Source organism: Bartonella sp. SL320, from assembly GCF_059687635.1.
In genome coordinates this window covers 1,678,047-1,692,447 of sequence record NZ_CM185143.1, presented here as the reverse complement: position 1 = coordinate 1,692,447, position 14,401 = coordinate 1,678,047, and the positions used below count along the sequence as shown (strand labels likewise).

Sequence of the window (14,401 nt, the reverse complement as noted above, 5' to 3'; positions counted from 1 at the left end):
TCTTTATATTATGCTTCATAGATTGAAAATGATCATCATTTTAATCGAAAGCAACCCATTGATTTATTTTATGATAAATCGTTCTTTTTTCAAAATAATTTTTTCTATTCAAGGTTTGTAAAAATCCACGCGAATGACGATGGTGTAATGAAAATTTCTTATAGAAGGAGGAATAATATGCTCTTTTGGTGACCTTTTGTGTTAAAAGGTGTATGTGAGGTGTGATGGATCATTTTTATGTTTTGGAGAAGGATTGATGAGTTTTTTTCGTTGTATTGGCCGTTCTGCTTTATTTATGTTGGATCCAGAGCATGCACACCGTTTAGCGATTGTCGGATTGAAAAGTGGATTAAGCGGTTGCCAAAAGGTTGTCGATAAACGATTGTCTGTAACGATTGCAGGGCTTGAGTTTAAAAATTTTATTGGTCTTGCAGCGGGGTTTGATAAAAACGCAGAGGTTGTTGATGAAATTCTTCGTTTAGGATTTGGTTTTACTGAAATTGGTACAGTAACACCAAAGCCTCAGATTGGAAATCCTAAACCACGGCTTTTTCGTTTAAAAGAAGATGAAGCAATTATTAATAGAATGGGTTTTAATAATGACGGGCATCAAGTTGTTTACAACAGATTGCGGACATGTAAAAAAACAGGTATTGTAGGGATAAATATTGGAGCCAATAAGGATACGGTTAATAAGATTGACGATTATACTGTTGGCATTGCTCATTTTTATGATGTTGCGGATTATTTTACGATAAATATTTCTTCTCCCAATACACCAGGTTTGCGCGATTTACAAGCTCGTGATAGTTTGCATCTTTTGTTGAATGCCATTTCGCAAGCACGAAAGGAGCAAGAGAAAAGACGTGGATTCTTGATTCCTATTTTTTTAAAAATTGCTCCCGATTTATCCGAGAAAGAATTGGATGATATTGCTGAAGAAATAAAACTTTCTGATTTTGATGGACTTATTGTTTCCAATACGACTCTTTCACGCCAAGGTCTTAAGAATATTCATTTCAGCCATGAAGAGGGTGGGCTTTCTGGACGTCCACTTTTTGAGCGGTCTACAATTGTGCTTGCAAAAATGCGTCAAAAGCTCGGGCGGGAGATTGCAATTATTGGCGTTGGCGGTGTAAAGGATGCTAAAACCGCTTTGGAAAAAGTAAAAGCGGGTGCAGATTTGATTCAGTTATATAGTGGGATGGTTTATGAAGGTCCAAATCTTGCCATAACGATTTTGAAAGAGATTTTGCAGATCATGCAACAAGATGGTGTTGATAACATAAAAAGCTATCGTGATCATTGTCTTGAGCATTGGGCAAAATTTCCTTTGTAAAAGATATTTTTCTTCACAAAAAATTGCGAGATTTTTTTTTAGGGGCTTGCAAACTTTGTTGATCTTCCTTATGTCACGTATGCAGAGAATAAATGTTTACAAAATCGTGAACAATTATGATAGGTTTTCTTTTATGCGGTTGTAGCTCAGTTGGTTAGAGCGCTGGTTTGTGGCACCAGAGGTCGTAGGTTCAAATCCCACCAACCGTACCATTTATCTTGTTACAACTTTTCTAATTCTTATTTAGTGCGATTTTCGCTGTGGTTAAAAGCTGCAGTTATCGATTTTTTTTTTGCGTTTGAGCCGTCACAGAGCAAAGACCTTATCTCTGGTGTTTTTCTTTTTTGCTTTACACGTAACAGAATTATTCGAACGGCCCAGTTTTATGCGACGTCTTATGGGTGTTGGACGATGAACAAAAACGGGTTGAATTACTTCAACGAGAGTTACAAGGGCTATGGAAAAATTTCATTCCCACTGCCACGGATCTATTTTGGCTATGGTTGAAGGACGTGTGCATCCCCTCCAGTTAAAAGACGGCGTTTTATATTCAGATCGTTTTGGATTGCGTATTGATTTTGAAACTCATTCCATTGTACAAAATCTTCGAACAGGACGATTAGTTCTTCGTTTATTTTTTATATTTTTCAACAGTTCTTTATTGCCAAGAATTCGTTTTTTAGGGGGGAGCATATCAAGTCTTGTACCAAAAAATTTTATTAAAAATACTGAAAATGGATGTGCAAGATAAACAAAGGTTTGCTGAAGATATTTTACCAACGATTGTAACGGTTTGGGGGCATAATGTTGTACAAAAAATGCATGGCATGAAGTTGAAAAAAAATAATAAAGGCGCATTGCGCTTCTCCTTTAAGAACTGGACATCTCCTTTTAAGCTTAATGTGTTCTCATGATTCATCCTTTACGCAAGATTTGCGATGGAAAGACTTGACGGAAAAAATCAATACGTTTTGTTTAAAAGGTCTGAGCTTAATAGCTCCTTCAATATGGAAGGGTTTTTCACAATGTTTGTTGTGATGAAACAATTGCTCTCTCTTGGTATGCCTCTGGCTGTTGGGTTTATCTCTCAGATGATGATTTCCTTCACAGATGCAGCACTTGTAGCGCATTTAGGCGTTCAAGCCTTGAGTGGTACAATGTTGGCTTTGAGTATGTTTAGTTTTGTTATGTTGTTGGGACTAGGGATTATTACCGCGGTTGCACCAAAACTTGCGGAAAGCTTTCGCAAACAAGATAGACATGCATTGAAGGCATGGTTTGATCAAGGAATATGGCTTTCCCTTTTGATTGGAATGATGAGTGCGATCATTTTACTCAATACGAGAAATATTTTATGTCTTCTTGGTCAAGATGAGGCAATTGCTCATATAGCGCAGGAATATAACAGAGGCGCTGCGATAGGCGTGGTGTTTTTTTATCTTTATGTGAATAGCCGGGGATTATTTTCAGCGATTGGTAATTCCAAGCCCCTAACTTGGATTATGCTTACTGCTATCCCCATGAATTTTCTTATCTCTTGGCTGCTTATTTTGGGTATTGGTCCTATAAGCGGCTTCGGTGTTTTTGGGGCTGGAATTGCGAGTAGTTTGACACGTATTTTGATTGTTATGGCAGTAGCAATAATTCTGGCTCGCAATTCTACTTTTCATTCCTTTCGCTTTAATTATTTGAGACCAAAATTAGAAATTTCACGAATAATAAAATTGCTGCTCGTAGGGCTGCCCATTGGTATCCGTATTCTGATTGCGGAGGGCTTTCCTTCTGTCATTGCCTTCATGGTTACAGCTTATGGGGTCGAAGCTTTGGCTGCCCATACGATTGGAATGCGTCTCGATATGCTTATTTCTGTGGTGGCTTTGGGAATTTCCAGTGCAGCCGCGACCATAGCAGCGTGGTATAGAGCAGATGGAAATCGTATGGCTCTAAAACAGTTGCGTATGAGTGTCACAGTTGTGGCTTTCGCTTACGTCCTGTTTTTATCAGGGGTTGTTTATCTCTCTTATGAATTCATTCTTACAACCATCTTTGATATTTCTTCAGTCCACGTTATTGTTTTCTCTTGGGCATTACTTCCACTCATCTTATTATCTTTTACTTTTGGTACTTTAGGAGCTATGCTCAATGGCATACTTGTGGGCTTGCTTGATACGTTTTGGTCAACCATTGTTGTTACAATAAGCTATTGGGGGATAGGCTTATTGGGTGGGGCATTCATGGCACATTTTTTTAAATATGGCTTTATGGGTTATTGGCTTGGTATGATTGGTGCAAGCTTAATTGTTTCGCTCTTTAACTATATACGCGTGGGTTATTTAATAAAACACACTCCTTTATTTGGGGCGGAGTGAGTTTTATAAAAGCGCTGTGAGTACTCGCTATAAAGGCATAGAACCTCACTGTCCATAGAGTTCTGCTTACAACGAGGAGTAAGTTCGGTAAGTTTGAAGAGTTTAATTCCGTAAAAAATGACGAGAAAAACATGCTTAATTTATACCCTACTGAGAAGCAATGTAAAGGAGTTATTGTTTTTATAACTAATGATAATCGCGGTGCTAAAGTGCATGTATTTGTCAAAACAATCGCAGCTGCTGGCGGTGTTATTCTTGCAAGTCTTATTCATGGGGTTTGGAAAAATGCTCTTGATAATTTAGATGATGATGTTTTTGGGGTAAAGTTGTTGATCTTATTTCTCATGGCAATAGAGCCCTAAAATACGCACTACCATGTGAAAATTTGGTACCAGTTATACACACGTTCTATGCCCCCTCACTGCAATGTTAAGTTGCTTTAGCTAAAGATGATTTTGCATCTAAGAATAAAAGTTGTACATGAAGACTGCGCGGAAAATATGTATGGGCTTGTTGCAAATATCTTGCTAATGGAATGTATAGATTTTTACACAATAAGGTAGGAAGATATGATCAAAAATGATAGGAAACACCATGATTTAGTTGTTGGTGGTACAGGAATATTGGCTTCCTTCTGCCGGTCATGAGGACTGCACGACATGATTATCGCAGCGCATTTTCATGTAGGTTGATTGAGTCGCTGGCCTTATTATTGAAGTTGGTGTGTATTTTTCATGTTTTTGGCTCTCATACAGATGATAAAATAACCGCTGAATATGTGCATCGTAATAAAATTTATTTTACATATGTAAAATGAAGTCATAGAAGGTGATCATATGGCTGGTGGTGGTCAACGAGAAAAGTTTTATGATCCATGTGATTTGTGAGAGCTGTATTGAGAAAGAGTTTGTGTAAAATCTCAATCATAACCCTGATGTAAGATTATTTTTTTAATTGCGAAGGGGTTTTAATATTGCAACGATGATTAGCTCTTACATACCAGATTGGGCGGTGTTAGAGTGTGAGGGCGAACAAAAGCTTTATTTTGTGCTGGAGACAAAAGGCTCTACCAGAGAATATGATTTGTGCCTTAAAGAATTGATGAAGATCAAATGCGGCAAAGTCCATTTTGAAGCCTTAAAGACGGGCGTCGCCTAATCTGCTCAGGATTTTTATAAAAAAAGTGGATGGAGTGATACTGGAGAACCCTTACTTTATAAAAGGCTAGGAGAATGATCGGATGAAGGTTTTGATAGTTGGAATGGGTTATGCGGGAAGACGCTATCTCCGTGCGTGGAAAAATGTAGCACAAAAGAAACAAATCCCTTTAGAAGTGGCCTACCATTCTAGATGTAATAAGAATAATGGTGTTAAGTATTATGATTGTTTAACCGATGCTTTAGCTGATTTTTGCCCAGATGTTTTGGTTGTCGCTGTTACTGATGGTCGGCATTATGAGATTATAGAACAGTTAACCGACTATAAAGGGTTTGTTATTTGTGAAAAACCCTTTGTTGGTCATGAGGATTCTCTCGTAGACGCTAGCGCTAAACTCGTACAGTGTTCAGGTTTTTGTTTAGATATGGTAGAGAGATATTCTGCCGTGAGCAGTCTTTTAAGAAACTATATCAGTGAGTATAATCTGGAGCCTATGCGCTGTACTTTTCATTGGGGCAATGATCGATTATGGGATGGTTGGCCTACAAGTGGTGTTTCCAGTGAAATAATTCACCCTATAGATCTTGTCCAATGGATTTGTAAACGGCGCTTGGTTCTCAATAAGGTAATAGCCGTAGAATCTGATTTTGCTGTTGGATCTACGCTTAAATTAGATAGTGCATTCATACTTGCTCAATTAGGCACGGAAGCAGTTTGCACGGGTTACAGCAGTTTTGTAAATGTAATTACAAAAAGAACATTAAGTTTTATATTTAGGGGCGGAGCAGGTGGTATCGTCTTCGCTCGTGTTATATATGATGATCCCGATTGGGATCACGATTATCTCAAAATTTGGGAAAAGGATAAGGAATATGCGCCATTATTAGAGGAGCGTATTGTTGGTTTGGCCGCAGGATCACCAGATTATGAAGCTTATGAGGCAAGTAGAAGATGTGATGGATTTTGTTTATAGTGGCAGAAAACCAGTTGTGGAGTTTGCTGATCTTACTGCCGCGATTGATTTGCAAACAATGTTAAATGATATGAATAGTCAACCAAGTTGTTGCACGTCTCCTACTTTTTTAGTGAACGGGCATAAAAGGGTTATCGATTATCATAATTCTTAAGCTAGAAGGTTCTCATGCTTAAAATTCTTTTTATTTCGCTGGCTATGTTTGCATTGGGTTTAGATGCTTATGTCGTTGCTGGTCTTCTTCCTCAAATTGCCGTCAGCTTTGATTTGAGTGAAGCGGCGGCCGGGCAAGCTGTCACGATTTTTACACTTTGTTATGCGCTTTCTGCTCCTTTTTTTACTTTGCTTTTTGCCATTAAAGAGGCAAGGAAAACTCTGCTTTATGCGCTGCTTGTTTTTCTTGTCGCTAATGGTGTAAGCGCGTGTGCAACCAACTATACAATACTACTTTTTTCTCGTGCTATTGCTGGTTTAGGGGCTGGTTTGTTTTCGCCTATAGCTATGGTGGCCGCTACGCAGCTCGTCGCTGTTGAGAAAAAGGGACGCGCTTTAGGTTTGACTCTAGGGGGCATGAGTTGTGGAACGGTATTGGGCGTGCCACTTGGTTTATTGATTAGCGATTATTTTAGCTGGCATGCTAGTTTTGGGTTGGTGGTTTTGGTTTCAATGATAGCTTTTGCTGGGCTATGGTGGGGTGTGCCACGCCTCGTAATTGCTGCCCCAGCGTCTGTAAAAGAAAGAATAGCGGTCTTATCGGATAAAAGAATTTTTATTACAGTTCTTATTACTTTTCTGACAGCAATTGCGAGTTTAGGCGCCTACACTTACCTGAGTCCTATTATTACTAGCTCCGTATCCAATGTTGACATGGTTGTTGCTTTTTGGGTTTGGGGCGTAGGTGGCGTCTTTGGGAGTTTTTCTATAGGTTATTTAATTGATAAAACAAAAGGTACGCCTTTACTATTATTAGCGCTTCTCTCACTCATGGCCATAGCGATTTTTTCTTTGTATTTTATGCAATATTTGCATAGTATTTTATTTTTACCATTGTTTATTTGGGGAATGACCGGATGGGCGTCTTTGGCGCCGCAACAGCATAGTTTGTTAGCGTATCAACCACAACATAGTAATGCTGCGTTAGCGCTTAATAGCTCCTGTAATTATCTTGGTAGTGCGGTGGGTGCCTTATTAGGTGGGCTGATTGGATCGTTTTTATCGTACAGCTACATACCTTTGTTCGCTACCTTTATTCTTATCGTAGCGCTTTTATTAAAGATTATGTTAATAAAGCGCCTAGAGACATGAGTTGTGGTGCTGTCAAGCGTGGCTTGTTGCTTAGTTGTATAGCTGATTAATCTAAGCGGCACTTCTGGGTGAGAAATAAGGCTCCGTACTTTTAATACCAAGGGATAGCCTAGCGATGCCGTAATTAGATAAGGATATATACAGCGAGCCTTTTACGTTAATTTGAGCTGTGTTGGGGTAAAAGTCTTCTTTAGACAAAAGTGCGTTGCCCTTGCACATATTATTTATTCGGCGGGGCTTAGGAGGCCTTTAAAGTTAGCATTGATCTCAGCGCAGTTCACAGAAATTACGAAAAACATTAACATCTTTCTGAGTATTTGGCGCGATTTTTGCTTTGGTTAAAAGCTGCAGTTATCGGCCTTTTTTGCGTTTGAGCCGTCACAGAGAAAAGACCTTGCGCGGGTGATTTTATGTGTTTTTTGCCCAAAATGGCCAATTTGTCTAAAAGAGCAGAGACTGTGTTGCAGAAGGTCTCGATTAATTTTTCCCTTATTTTTTTCAATATGTTATGAAAATAGCACTTTCTGAAGTCTGAATGCACCTCATGGGGTGCAGACAAGATGCGAACCGACGAACTTCATTAAGAAGGCACTATAAGTAGCATCTAAAAAATTGTTTATTATGCATAAATCTGTCATTACGGCAGAATATAGCATCTTATATTTATTCTAGCATAGGGGAGCGCAAAGATGAATATAATAGCGGGTGAGCGTAAAATAGAGGGTTTGAGCTAAAGCTCACAAGAGCAAGACATGGATAAGTTAAAGGCCGCCTTTTCACAATGTTTTTGGGAGGGCAATCTGGATATAGATCAGTTATTAAATTTATGTGGCGAATATATTGATAATGATTTTGAGAAGTTCAAATGTGAATGAAAAGGCAAGGGAGAAAGTCTATAAAACTTGCGCAAAAGCCTTCCTTGGCAATGTTGCGGCCTAAGTTTGATGAAAGTGTAGATTTTGACAACACGCATAATGTCTATATCAAAGGTGATAATCTCGAAGTTTTAAAGATTATCCAACGGGCTTATTTTTAAGAGGTCAAGATGATTTATATTAACCCACCCTATAATATAGGGAATGATTTTAAAACCCTCCTAGCTAGATATAAAGATGTGACGCGCCAAACAACAAAATCGAATCCCGAGATAATGGGGCGGTTTCACACGGTGTGGCTGAATATGATCTACCCGTGGCTCAGATTAGCGCAGAGCCTCTTGCGTGATGATGGGGTGATCTTTATCTCGATTGATGATCATGAAGTGCATCATTTGCGCAAAGTCTGTGATGAAGTGTTCGGCGAAGAGAATTTTGTTGCACAATTGGTGTGGGAAAAAGTGCATACGCGCAAAAATTCTGCAAAATATAAGGAAAATTTCAAGAGGAACCTGTTACCGCGACCAGATAGTTCAGCATATAAAAAACTGATAATCACCCTAAGGGACCTTGGAAAGTGGACCCCATTACGGCTCATAAACCCTATGCGGCCAATTATACAATTACCAAGCCGAGTGGGGTAATTCTGAAAAGGCCGCAAGGCTGGATTTGATAGTTTATTTTCCCGTATTGAAGCAGTCAGCATGATGCAGCTTTCGTTAAATGTTGCAGAAATTATTGAAAGTCGCCCAGTAGGGGATGGAGTCCATGCGTGTATTAATCTTGCTGTGATTTTTAATAAAGATCAAGGGGACTTGGTAAGATCTACGTTGCAAGGGAGCTTTCTTGCCTGTCCAGAAGTATTTGAAATGCCTTACATGCCTAAACGAGAGTTTTGTATCAATGCTGATGGGGTGCATAGTTATGTATTTCTGCATGATGAGCGGACCAAATATATTTCAGAATTGCGTAGCGGTGATCCTACGTTAATCGTTGATTTAATGGGTAACGCTCGATTAGTTCCTATTGGACGAGTAAAAATCGAAAAAAGGTCCCTTCACCTAATTAAAGCGCGTTTTGCAAGCGATGAGGAGATTAGCGTTTTGATGCAAGATGATTGGCATGTGCGTATATTCTCTGAGAGTGGTCAACCCCTAAATATTACTGAATTATTACTGAATTGCTTGCTGGTTCGAGGATCAAGGCTTATCTGAGTACCGTAGGATGTCATGTTGGAGTGCAGGTTAATGAGTATATTAAAGAGACCTAGCTTAATGGCTAGATATTATAGGGCTTTAAATATTTTCATGAATTTTTTTTAAAATAGATGTAGAACTGTGCTTAACAGAGGATTAGTGGTACATAAATGTATCAGCCCATACTCTTTAGTATGTATATAGGATCGGAAGAAGAATGAAACAATTTTCTAAGCATATGACGATAGAAGAGTTTGAGCGGGCATATTTTTACGCTAAAGAACTTAAACAGATCGCTCAATCTTTAGGGATTCGCGTGGGTAGTTTGAAAAAAAATGAACTTGAACAGCATATTAAAGCTTATTTGTTTGGTTCGTCTAGTCCGTTGCCAGTTGATGTTCCTAACCGACAAAATAAGGGGGATCGCGATAGATTGGCCATGGATAGCCGCGTGATAAATTATGTTAGTGATAAAAAAACAAAAGTTTTTCTACAGGAGAATGTTGAAAAAAAGTTTGGCGCATTGCCGGATAAATCTGGTCAATGGTATTGGTTAAATCATTGGCGCAAATCTCGTATTTTAGGTGGAGAGAATATTAGCTATGGTGATTTAGTTGATCACCTCGCTGCTTTAAAACAGAAGCGAGGACGGCTGCCGCAAATTCCTTCCACACGGATGAATAATTTTATTAGTGATTACATTGCTGATGAGCAAAATAGTAACCATGGGCGTCAAAAAGCGTTAGAGGAATGGTTTAAACTTAAGCGTACTTCTCTTCCAAAGGAATATCAGGCCTATAAACACGCAAAAGAGACAGGAGAGTGGCCTAGCTGAGGGGCTGATGTTTGATCGCATTTTTTGGGCATGCTATATTTTATAGAACTGGCAGCTCTTTTATGCTTGCTACAGCTCTTAGTGAATTGATTGGCGTTAAAGAGTGGCTAAAAAGCTGCTTGTGTCAGTTTTCAGTTCGATTCGCTACCGTGGTGGCTAAAAACTCGGATCTCACTTATTGCTATCTCCCTGTTATGGTTGAACAGTTTTTTCTACCACCCATTTTGATAGCGATCGGTTATGCGTTGAAGGACATATTGAACGCATTAATGAGGTCTACCGTATTCACTGTAAGGCCAGCCCATACGACAATGGCAAGGCCGTTATTGCGCAGACAATCATCATTGTCAGTAAGGTCTGCTTCCTTGACTCGTATTCTGAGAAAGCCGCTCTTCCATTACTAGGAGATTTATGTAAGATTTCCTCCGTAACCGGAGATTATTGTACTTTTTCCTTTAATGCGCATCACCCGCTTTTTGAGGAATATTTCCCCTCCCGCGTCATATGTACTGGTTCACTATTGATTGAGATTGTTCTGGCTTTGTCCACGCCAAGGTAGGGCGAAAAATATCGCATCTGTTACGCTGAAAAAAGTAAAGTTCATTGAAGCAGTTTATCTGGGAGATACCTATCATTTGACCATTAAACAGGATACAGAGTGTGAACAAGGTGGCGTTTTTATTCATACGGAAACTGAAAAACGAAGCACTTGCGGTAGGTTTTTTATCAAATATAGAAAGGAGGATGCACCATAGTTAACATAATAATCTTTTTTATCCTGTGGAGTATTTACTCCTAGGTTATCAATGGAAATGTTTTAACTCTGGTCGAACGCTCTCTCATCTTAACTGTGATTTTATTGTCCATTATTGCTGTGAATATTAAAATTGTTTGACAAGGAGAACCCGTGATGATTACTAACACTCTGACAGTTATTGTCCTGTTTGTTAATTACTTCGCTGGATGGTCTACACTTTTGCTGAACTACCCCACAGTTTTTTGCTATCTGTCACTTGCTCTGGTTTCATTGATTAGCTTGCTGGTAAAGAAACCCCTCATCATTTTTTATGCCAGTGCTAGCATTCTTTTTTCTAAATATCTTCCTAACATCATGCAATATTTTTATCGCATCAAACATCATGGAGCATAATATGTCATTGTTTAATATTCTGACCGGAACCCCTTTATGGGTCTGGATTTTGCTTATTTTTCTCATTGCGTGGGGAATAATCGCATTGAAAGATAGGGAAATGGGGGTTTACCGCCTTTTTATCTTGCCGTTAGTCTTTCTTTTTTTGGGTGGCAGCGATGTGATTAACAAGCTGGCGTTCCCGCTTTGGGGAGCAATCTCAATGTTGGCAGGGCTGATGATCGGCATTGGCGTTGGCTGGTTGCTCTGGCGTGCCACTCCGCGTTTAAAAATCAAAGAGGGAACGGATTTAATTATTCGGCCCGGTACGCCGTTGACGCTGATATTTATTCTTATCGCTTTTGTCATCAAATTCACATTGACTGTTTTTCTCAAAGTTGAACCTGATTTGAAATATCTATTTGATTTTAATCTTCTTTTTGGTCTTTTAAATGGGTTCACTGCTGGTGTATTTTGGGGCGGCACATTAAATTTATATAGAACATTTCGAAAGAATCCAAATTAATTCCTATACCATTCGCTGTGGGGGCTTCTTATCAGAACTATCTCAATAGAAGCTTATTCTTAACAACAACGCTGCATACAAACGCAGTGTTGCCTCATAGTTTCAGATTCTTGTCCCAGCGCGTGAATACGTGACGGAAGTGATAGATCTAACTATGTCCTCCCTTGGGGGCAGAGCGAGCCTAAAGGTTTAGAATGCTACGCGTTTAAACTAGCTGGACTTTAAGCAGATAGTTTATTGTTAATGGTAAATCATTTTGTTTTACTCTTCAAAAAGAGGATAGTGATGGTCTCATTGGCGTAGGTGGGCAAAAAAGCTCTTAGCTTGGTAATGCGTCAGCAATTTGTAGAACTATGTTGTGGAACCAATACGCAAAGCGGTTGCTATGATAGCATGATGCTTTTGTCAAGCATTATGATATGGTAGGAACCGGTGTTTAAGGGCACAACAGCGGTCATTGTACGACCCCGTAGCATTACGTCTGAGTATTTAGGAGCGGCAGACTTCGTACAGGCTACGCGTACAATATGTGAAGCACGCTTGCGGGAATCAATGTGTCATTATTGTATTGTGCATGCAGCCCTCTAGCTAGTCCTTCATTGGTAAGGCCGTTTTTTGAAGCTGGTTCTAATTGTCTGTGTGTTTTTAAAGAGATGATGTATCGCGTGCAGTACAATTTTCCTTTGTACAACTATTCTCATTTTTCTTGCTTTCTTCCTTTAAAAACTGCGATTATCGGTTTTTCGGCGTGTGAGCGATAACAGAGTAAAGACTTTTTTCTCATGTTTTTCCTTTTTTGTACAAAAAAGTCAAAGCGTCTTCATGAGTAGAGATCTTGTCTAAAAAGGTATTTTTTAGATTTATAGCTTTATTTTTAATGAAATAGAAAATTTTTGCTTTTGAGTGTGCAAAACAGTGTGCCAACTTAGAGCACAAAATTATTGCTCTTGCAAAGCAAAATGATCAAAGTGTGGTAATGTGAACAGATCTAGCTAACTTGCATAAGTAAAAAAATAAAGAGAACAATCTATGATATTTTTCATGAAAGTAAATTTACAAAGGATACAGAAATAAACAGGATAAAAGCAATAGTGATGTACAAAAGAAACATTCATAGACATTTTATTACTAAGCGTAATGGAGAAGCGTCAAGATAAGTATATTAGCAGATGACGGATTAACTGGAATATAAGTGGGCATTGTGAGGGCGGGGTTTTTGGTTAAGAATTGCGCTCTGTACGCTATAAGCTCTCTGCATCCTTCATATAGGCGTTGAAATCATCGCTCAATGCAACGTAAGGGGGCTGTTTTGCCTTTAGCGCTTGTTTGGCTGCTTCCATAGTGCCCCTTAGCTCTATCAGCCATTATGGTGATAATTTTCTCGTCCAAAGAACAGATTAATCGATTGCGTAATAGGGTATATGTACCTTTTTCGACCGTGTCTTTTTTTTAAGCAGCTGTTATCTCGTGGCAGGGTTGGGTGTGTCTATATGATCAGCCTGCCAAAGAAATGGAAGCGTTATCGCGATAGCCACCAATAGGAGTCCAGCGATAAAGGTGGCAGCAAACTGCAATGATATAAAAGAACCAAGGACGCCGATCAAAAAGCTTCCGACCGGCATTCCAGCATAGCCGATTACCCGAAAAGCAGAATTAGCTCGCCCGAGAAGTTGCTTTGGTGTGAGGCGCTGCCTGAAGGCAGTAACAGCAATAAACCATAAGCTTGCTCCAACGCCAGCGATAAAGGTGATGCCCCATACGACGACAGCACTTTTTGAAAAGGCTGGAATCAGCAGCAAGATAACCGTTCCTAAACCGTCAGTGAGAACAGCTAGGCGCACCGGTGCATAGCGTATACGCGGCGCAAATAGGGCACCTGCCATTGTACCAAGCGCGTAGGCTGCAAACATCACGCCATATTGGCTGCTATGGAGGCCCAGATACCGATCGTCGGTAACGAAGAAGATGAACGAGGTTAGGAATGCTCCAAAGACTACCGATAGAAAGAATGTAAGTAATGTAAGGGAGGTGAGATGCCGATTTGAAAAAATGAAATGAAAGCCGGCAATGATATAACGGAAAGTGATGTTTTCTTTATCAAGTGCTAGCGATGTCGGAACAGCACGGCGAGTGGTAAAAATCAACGTGATAAAAAGCATGATTAAAAAGCCGAGAAATAGCAATGTGCTATGCGCTAAAATGCTGCTTGTTATGATAGGGGCAAGAAAAGAGGAGACACCGAAATCTAAAAATAAGACAATTGAGTAGAAGGTCATCAATCGCTCTCCTTCCATGATAAGTGGTGGAATCGTCATGATATAAGCTTCGGCAGAAACAACGATGAATCCAGCAATGCTTGCATAGAAGAAAATTTGTGCGGCTGGAGTAATCTGTACCATAAGCAGTACGAACAGTACAATATGCAGTAGCATGAAGATGAGAAGAGCCGAGGTGGCAAGTTTTATTTTGTCGCAGCGATCAAGTAAAGTTCCTGCAAGAATGCCGAAAATTGGCCACGCTAATGAGAAGAGACCTTGTGCCCAACTGACTCCGACGACGCCATATCCAGATTGTCTTGCTAATAGCGGGATGGCAGTGCGCAAAGCACCGCTGAGTAAGGCGAGCAGACTAACGGTTAGGCAAAAATAGCGTATGTCCTTATTGGCAAAAAGTGTGAACATTCTTTTCTCCTTAAG

General features: G+C 39.6%; 14 protein-coding genes and 1 tRNA gene. 14 read left to right on the top strand and 1 reads right to left on the bottom strand.

Annotation, left to right across the window (positions count from 1 at the left end; genetic code table 11):
• Window positions 1–256: 256 nt before the first annotated feature.
• The 14 genes from AC6ER8_RS06955 (at window position 257) to AC6ER8_RS06890 (ending at window position 11,705) form a co-directional block, all read left to right on the top strand.
• Window positions 257–1,339: a quinone-dependent dihydroorotate dehydrogenase gene (locus AC6ER8_RS06955; protein ID WP_497077980.1), complete on the top strand. Its 1,083-nt coding sequence runs from the start codon at window positions 257–259 to the stop codon at window positions 1,337–1,339.
• Window positions 1,340–1,474: 135 nt separating this feature from the next.
• Window positions 1,475–1,551, top strand: a tRNA-His gene (locus AC6ER8_RS06950).
• A gap of 281 nt (window positions 1,552–1,832) precedes the next feature.
• Window positions 1,833–2,090, top strand: coding sequence for a hypothetical protein (locus AC6ER8_RS06945; RefSeq protein WP_497077979.1), 258 nt, complete (start codon window positions 1,833–1,835; stop codon window positions 2,088–2,090).
• Window positions 2,080–2,253, top strand: a complete 174-nt coding sequence (locus AC6ER8_RS06940) for a hypothetical protein (protein WP_497077978.1) — start codon at window positions 2,080–2,082, stop codon at window positions 2,251–2,253. Before AC6ER8_RS06945 ends, AC6ER8_RS06940 begins: the two co-directional genes overlap by 11 nt.
• A 111-nt stretch (window positions 2,254–2,364) precedes the next feature.
• The gene (locus AC6ER8_RS06935) at window positions 2,365–3,708 is read left to right on the top strand and encodes an MATE family efflux transporter (RefSeq protein ID WP_497077977.1); all 1,344 of its coding nucleotides are present in this window, start codon (window positions 2,365–2,367) and stop codon (window positions 3,706–3,708) included.
• Window positions 3,709–3,839: 131 nt separating this feature from the next.
• Window positions 3,840–4,070 carry a hypothetical protein gene (locus AC6ER8_RS06930; RefSeq protein WP_497077976.1) on the top strand — a complete coding sequence of 77 codons (231 nt, stop codon included), beginning with the start codon at window positions 3,840–3,842 and terminating at the stop codon, window positions 4,068–4,070.
• Window positions 4,071–4,662: 592 nt separating this feature from the next.
• On the top strand, window positions 4,663–4,866 hold the full coding sequence (locus AC6ER8_RS06925; RefSeq protein WP_497077975.1) for a restriction endonuclease: 204 nt from the start codon (window positions 4,663–4,665) through the stop codon (window positions 4,864–4,866).
• An 82-nt stretch (window positions 4,867–4,948) separates the two neighbouring features.
• Window positions 4,949–5,839 carry a Gfo/Idh/MocA family oxidoreductase gene (locus tag AC6ER8_RS06920; RefSeq protein ID WP_497077974.1) on the top strand — a complete coding sequence of 297 codons (891 nt, stop codon included), beginning with the start codon at window positions 4,949–4,951 and terminating at the stop codon, window positions 5,837–5,839.
• The gene (locus AC6ER8_RS06915; RefSeq protein ID WP_497077973.1) at window positions 5,823–5,993 is read left to right on the top strand and encodes a hypothetical protein; all 171 of its coding nucleotides are present in this window, start codon (window positions 5,823–5,825) and stop codon (window positions 5,991–5,993) included. Before AC6ER8_RS06920 ends, AC6ER8_RS06915 begins: the two co-directional genes overlap by 17 nt.
• A gap of 14 nt (window positions 5,994–6,007) precedes the next feature.
• Window positions 6,008–7,144, top strand: coding sequence for an MFS transporter (locus tag AC6ER8_RS06910; protein WP_497077972.1), 1,137 nt, complete (start codon window positions 6,008–6,010; stop codon window positions 7,142–7,144).
• 1,045 nt (window positions 7,145–8,189) lie between these two features.
• The gene (locus AC6ER8_RS06905; protein ID WP_497077971.1) at window positions 8,190–8,663 is read left to right on the top strand and encodes a DNA methyltransferase; all 474 of its coding nucleotides are present in this window, start codon (window positions 8,190–8,192) and stop codon (window positions 8,661–8,663) included.
• A gap of 60 nt (window positions 8,664–8,723) precedes the next feature.
• The gene (locus tag AC6ER8_RS06900) at window positions 8,724–9,233 is read left to right on the top strand and encodes a hypothetical protein (protein ID WP_497077970.1); all 510 of its coding nucleotides are present in this window, start codon (window positions 8,724–8,726) and stop codon (window positions 9,231–9,233) included.
• A gap of 199 nt (window positions 9,234–9,432) precedes the next feature.
• Window positions 9,433–10,050 (top strand): hypothetical protein, encoded by a 618-nt coding sequence (locus AC6ER8_RS06895; RefSeq protein ID WP_497077969.1) that lies wholly within the window; start codon window positions 9,433–9,435, stop codon window positions 10,048–10,050.
• Between the two features lie 1,151 nt (window positions 10,051–11,201).
• Complete coding sequence (locus tag AC6ER8_RS06890; RefSeq protein ID WP_497077968.1) at window positions 11,202–11,705, top strand: DUF6622 family protein; 504 nt, start codon at window positions 11,202–11,204, stop codon at window positions 11,703–11,705.
• A 1,460-nt stretch (window positions 11,706–13,165) separates the two neighbouring features.
• Here the strand turns inward: AC6ER8_RS06890 and AC6ER8_RS06885 are convergent.
• On the bottom strand, window positions 13,166–14,386 hold the full coding sequence (locus tag AC6ER8_RS06885; protein WP_497077967.1) for an MFS transporter: 1,221 nt from the start codon (window positions 14,384–14,386) through the stop codon (window positions 13,166–13,168).
• Window positions 14,387–14,401: the final 15 nt, after the last annotated feature.

Excerpts from the sequence above, each read along its gene's own strand:
- AC6ER8_RS06955 (WP_497077980.1), top strand. The coding sequence starts at position 257 with ATGAGTTTTTTTCGTTGTATTGGCCGTTCTGCTTTATTTATGTTGGAT.
- AC6ER8_RS06935 (WP_497077977.1), top strand. The coding sequence starts at position 2,365 with ATGTTTGTTGTGATGAAACAATTGCTCTCTCTTGGTATGCCTCTGGCT.
- AC6ER8_RS06930 (WP_497077976.1), top strand. The coding sequence starts at position 3,840 with ATGCTTAATTTATACCCTACTGAGAAGCAATGTAAAGGAGTTATTGTT.
- AC6ER8_RS06920 (WP_497077974.1), top strand. The coding sequence starts at position 4,949 with ATGAAGGTTTTGATAGTTGGAATGGGTTATGCGGGAAGACGCTATCTC.
- AC6ER8_RS06915 (WP_497077973.1), top strand. The coding sequence starts at position 5,823 with ATGGATTTTGTTTATAGTGGCAGAAAACCAGTTGTGGAGTTTGCTGAT.
- AC6ER8_RS06910 (WP_497077972.1), top strand. The coding sequence starts at position 6,008 with ATGCTTAAAATTCTTTTTATTTCGCTGGCTATGTTTGCATTGGGTTTA.
- AC6ER8_RS06905 (WP_497077971.1), top strand. The coding sequence starts at position 8,190 with ATGATTTATATTAACCCACCCTATAATATAGGGAATGATTTTAAAACC.
- AC6ER8_RS06900 (WP_497077970.1), top strand. The coding sequence starts at position 8,724 with ATGATGCAGCTTTCGTTAAATGTTGCAGAAATTATTGAAAGTCGCCCA.
- AC6ER8_RS06895 (WP_497077969.1), top strand. The coding sequence starts at position 9,433 with ATGAAACAATTTTCTAAGCATATGACGATAGAAGAGTTTGAGCGGGCA.
- AC6ER8_RS06890 (WP_497077968.1), top strand. The coding sequence starts at position 11,202 with ATGTCATTGTTTAATATTCTGACCGGAACCCCTTTATGGGTCTGGATT.
- AC6ER8_RS06885 (WP_497077967.1), bottom strand. The coding sequence starts at position 14,386 with ATGTTCACACTTTTTGCCAATAAGGACATACGCTATTTTTGCCTAACC.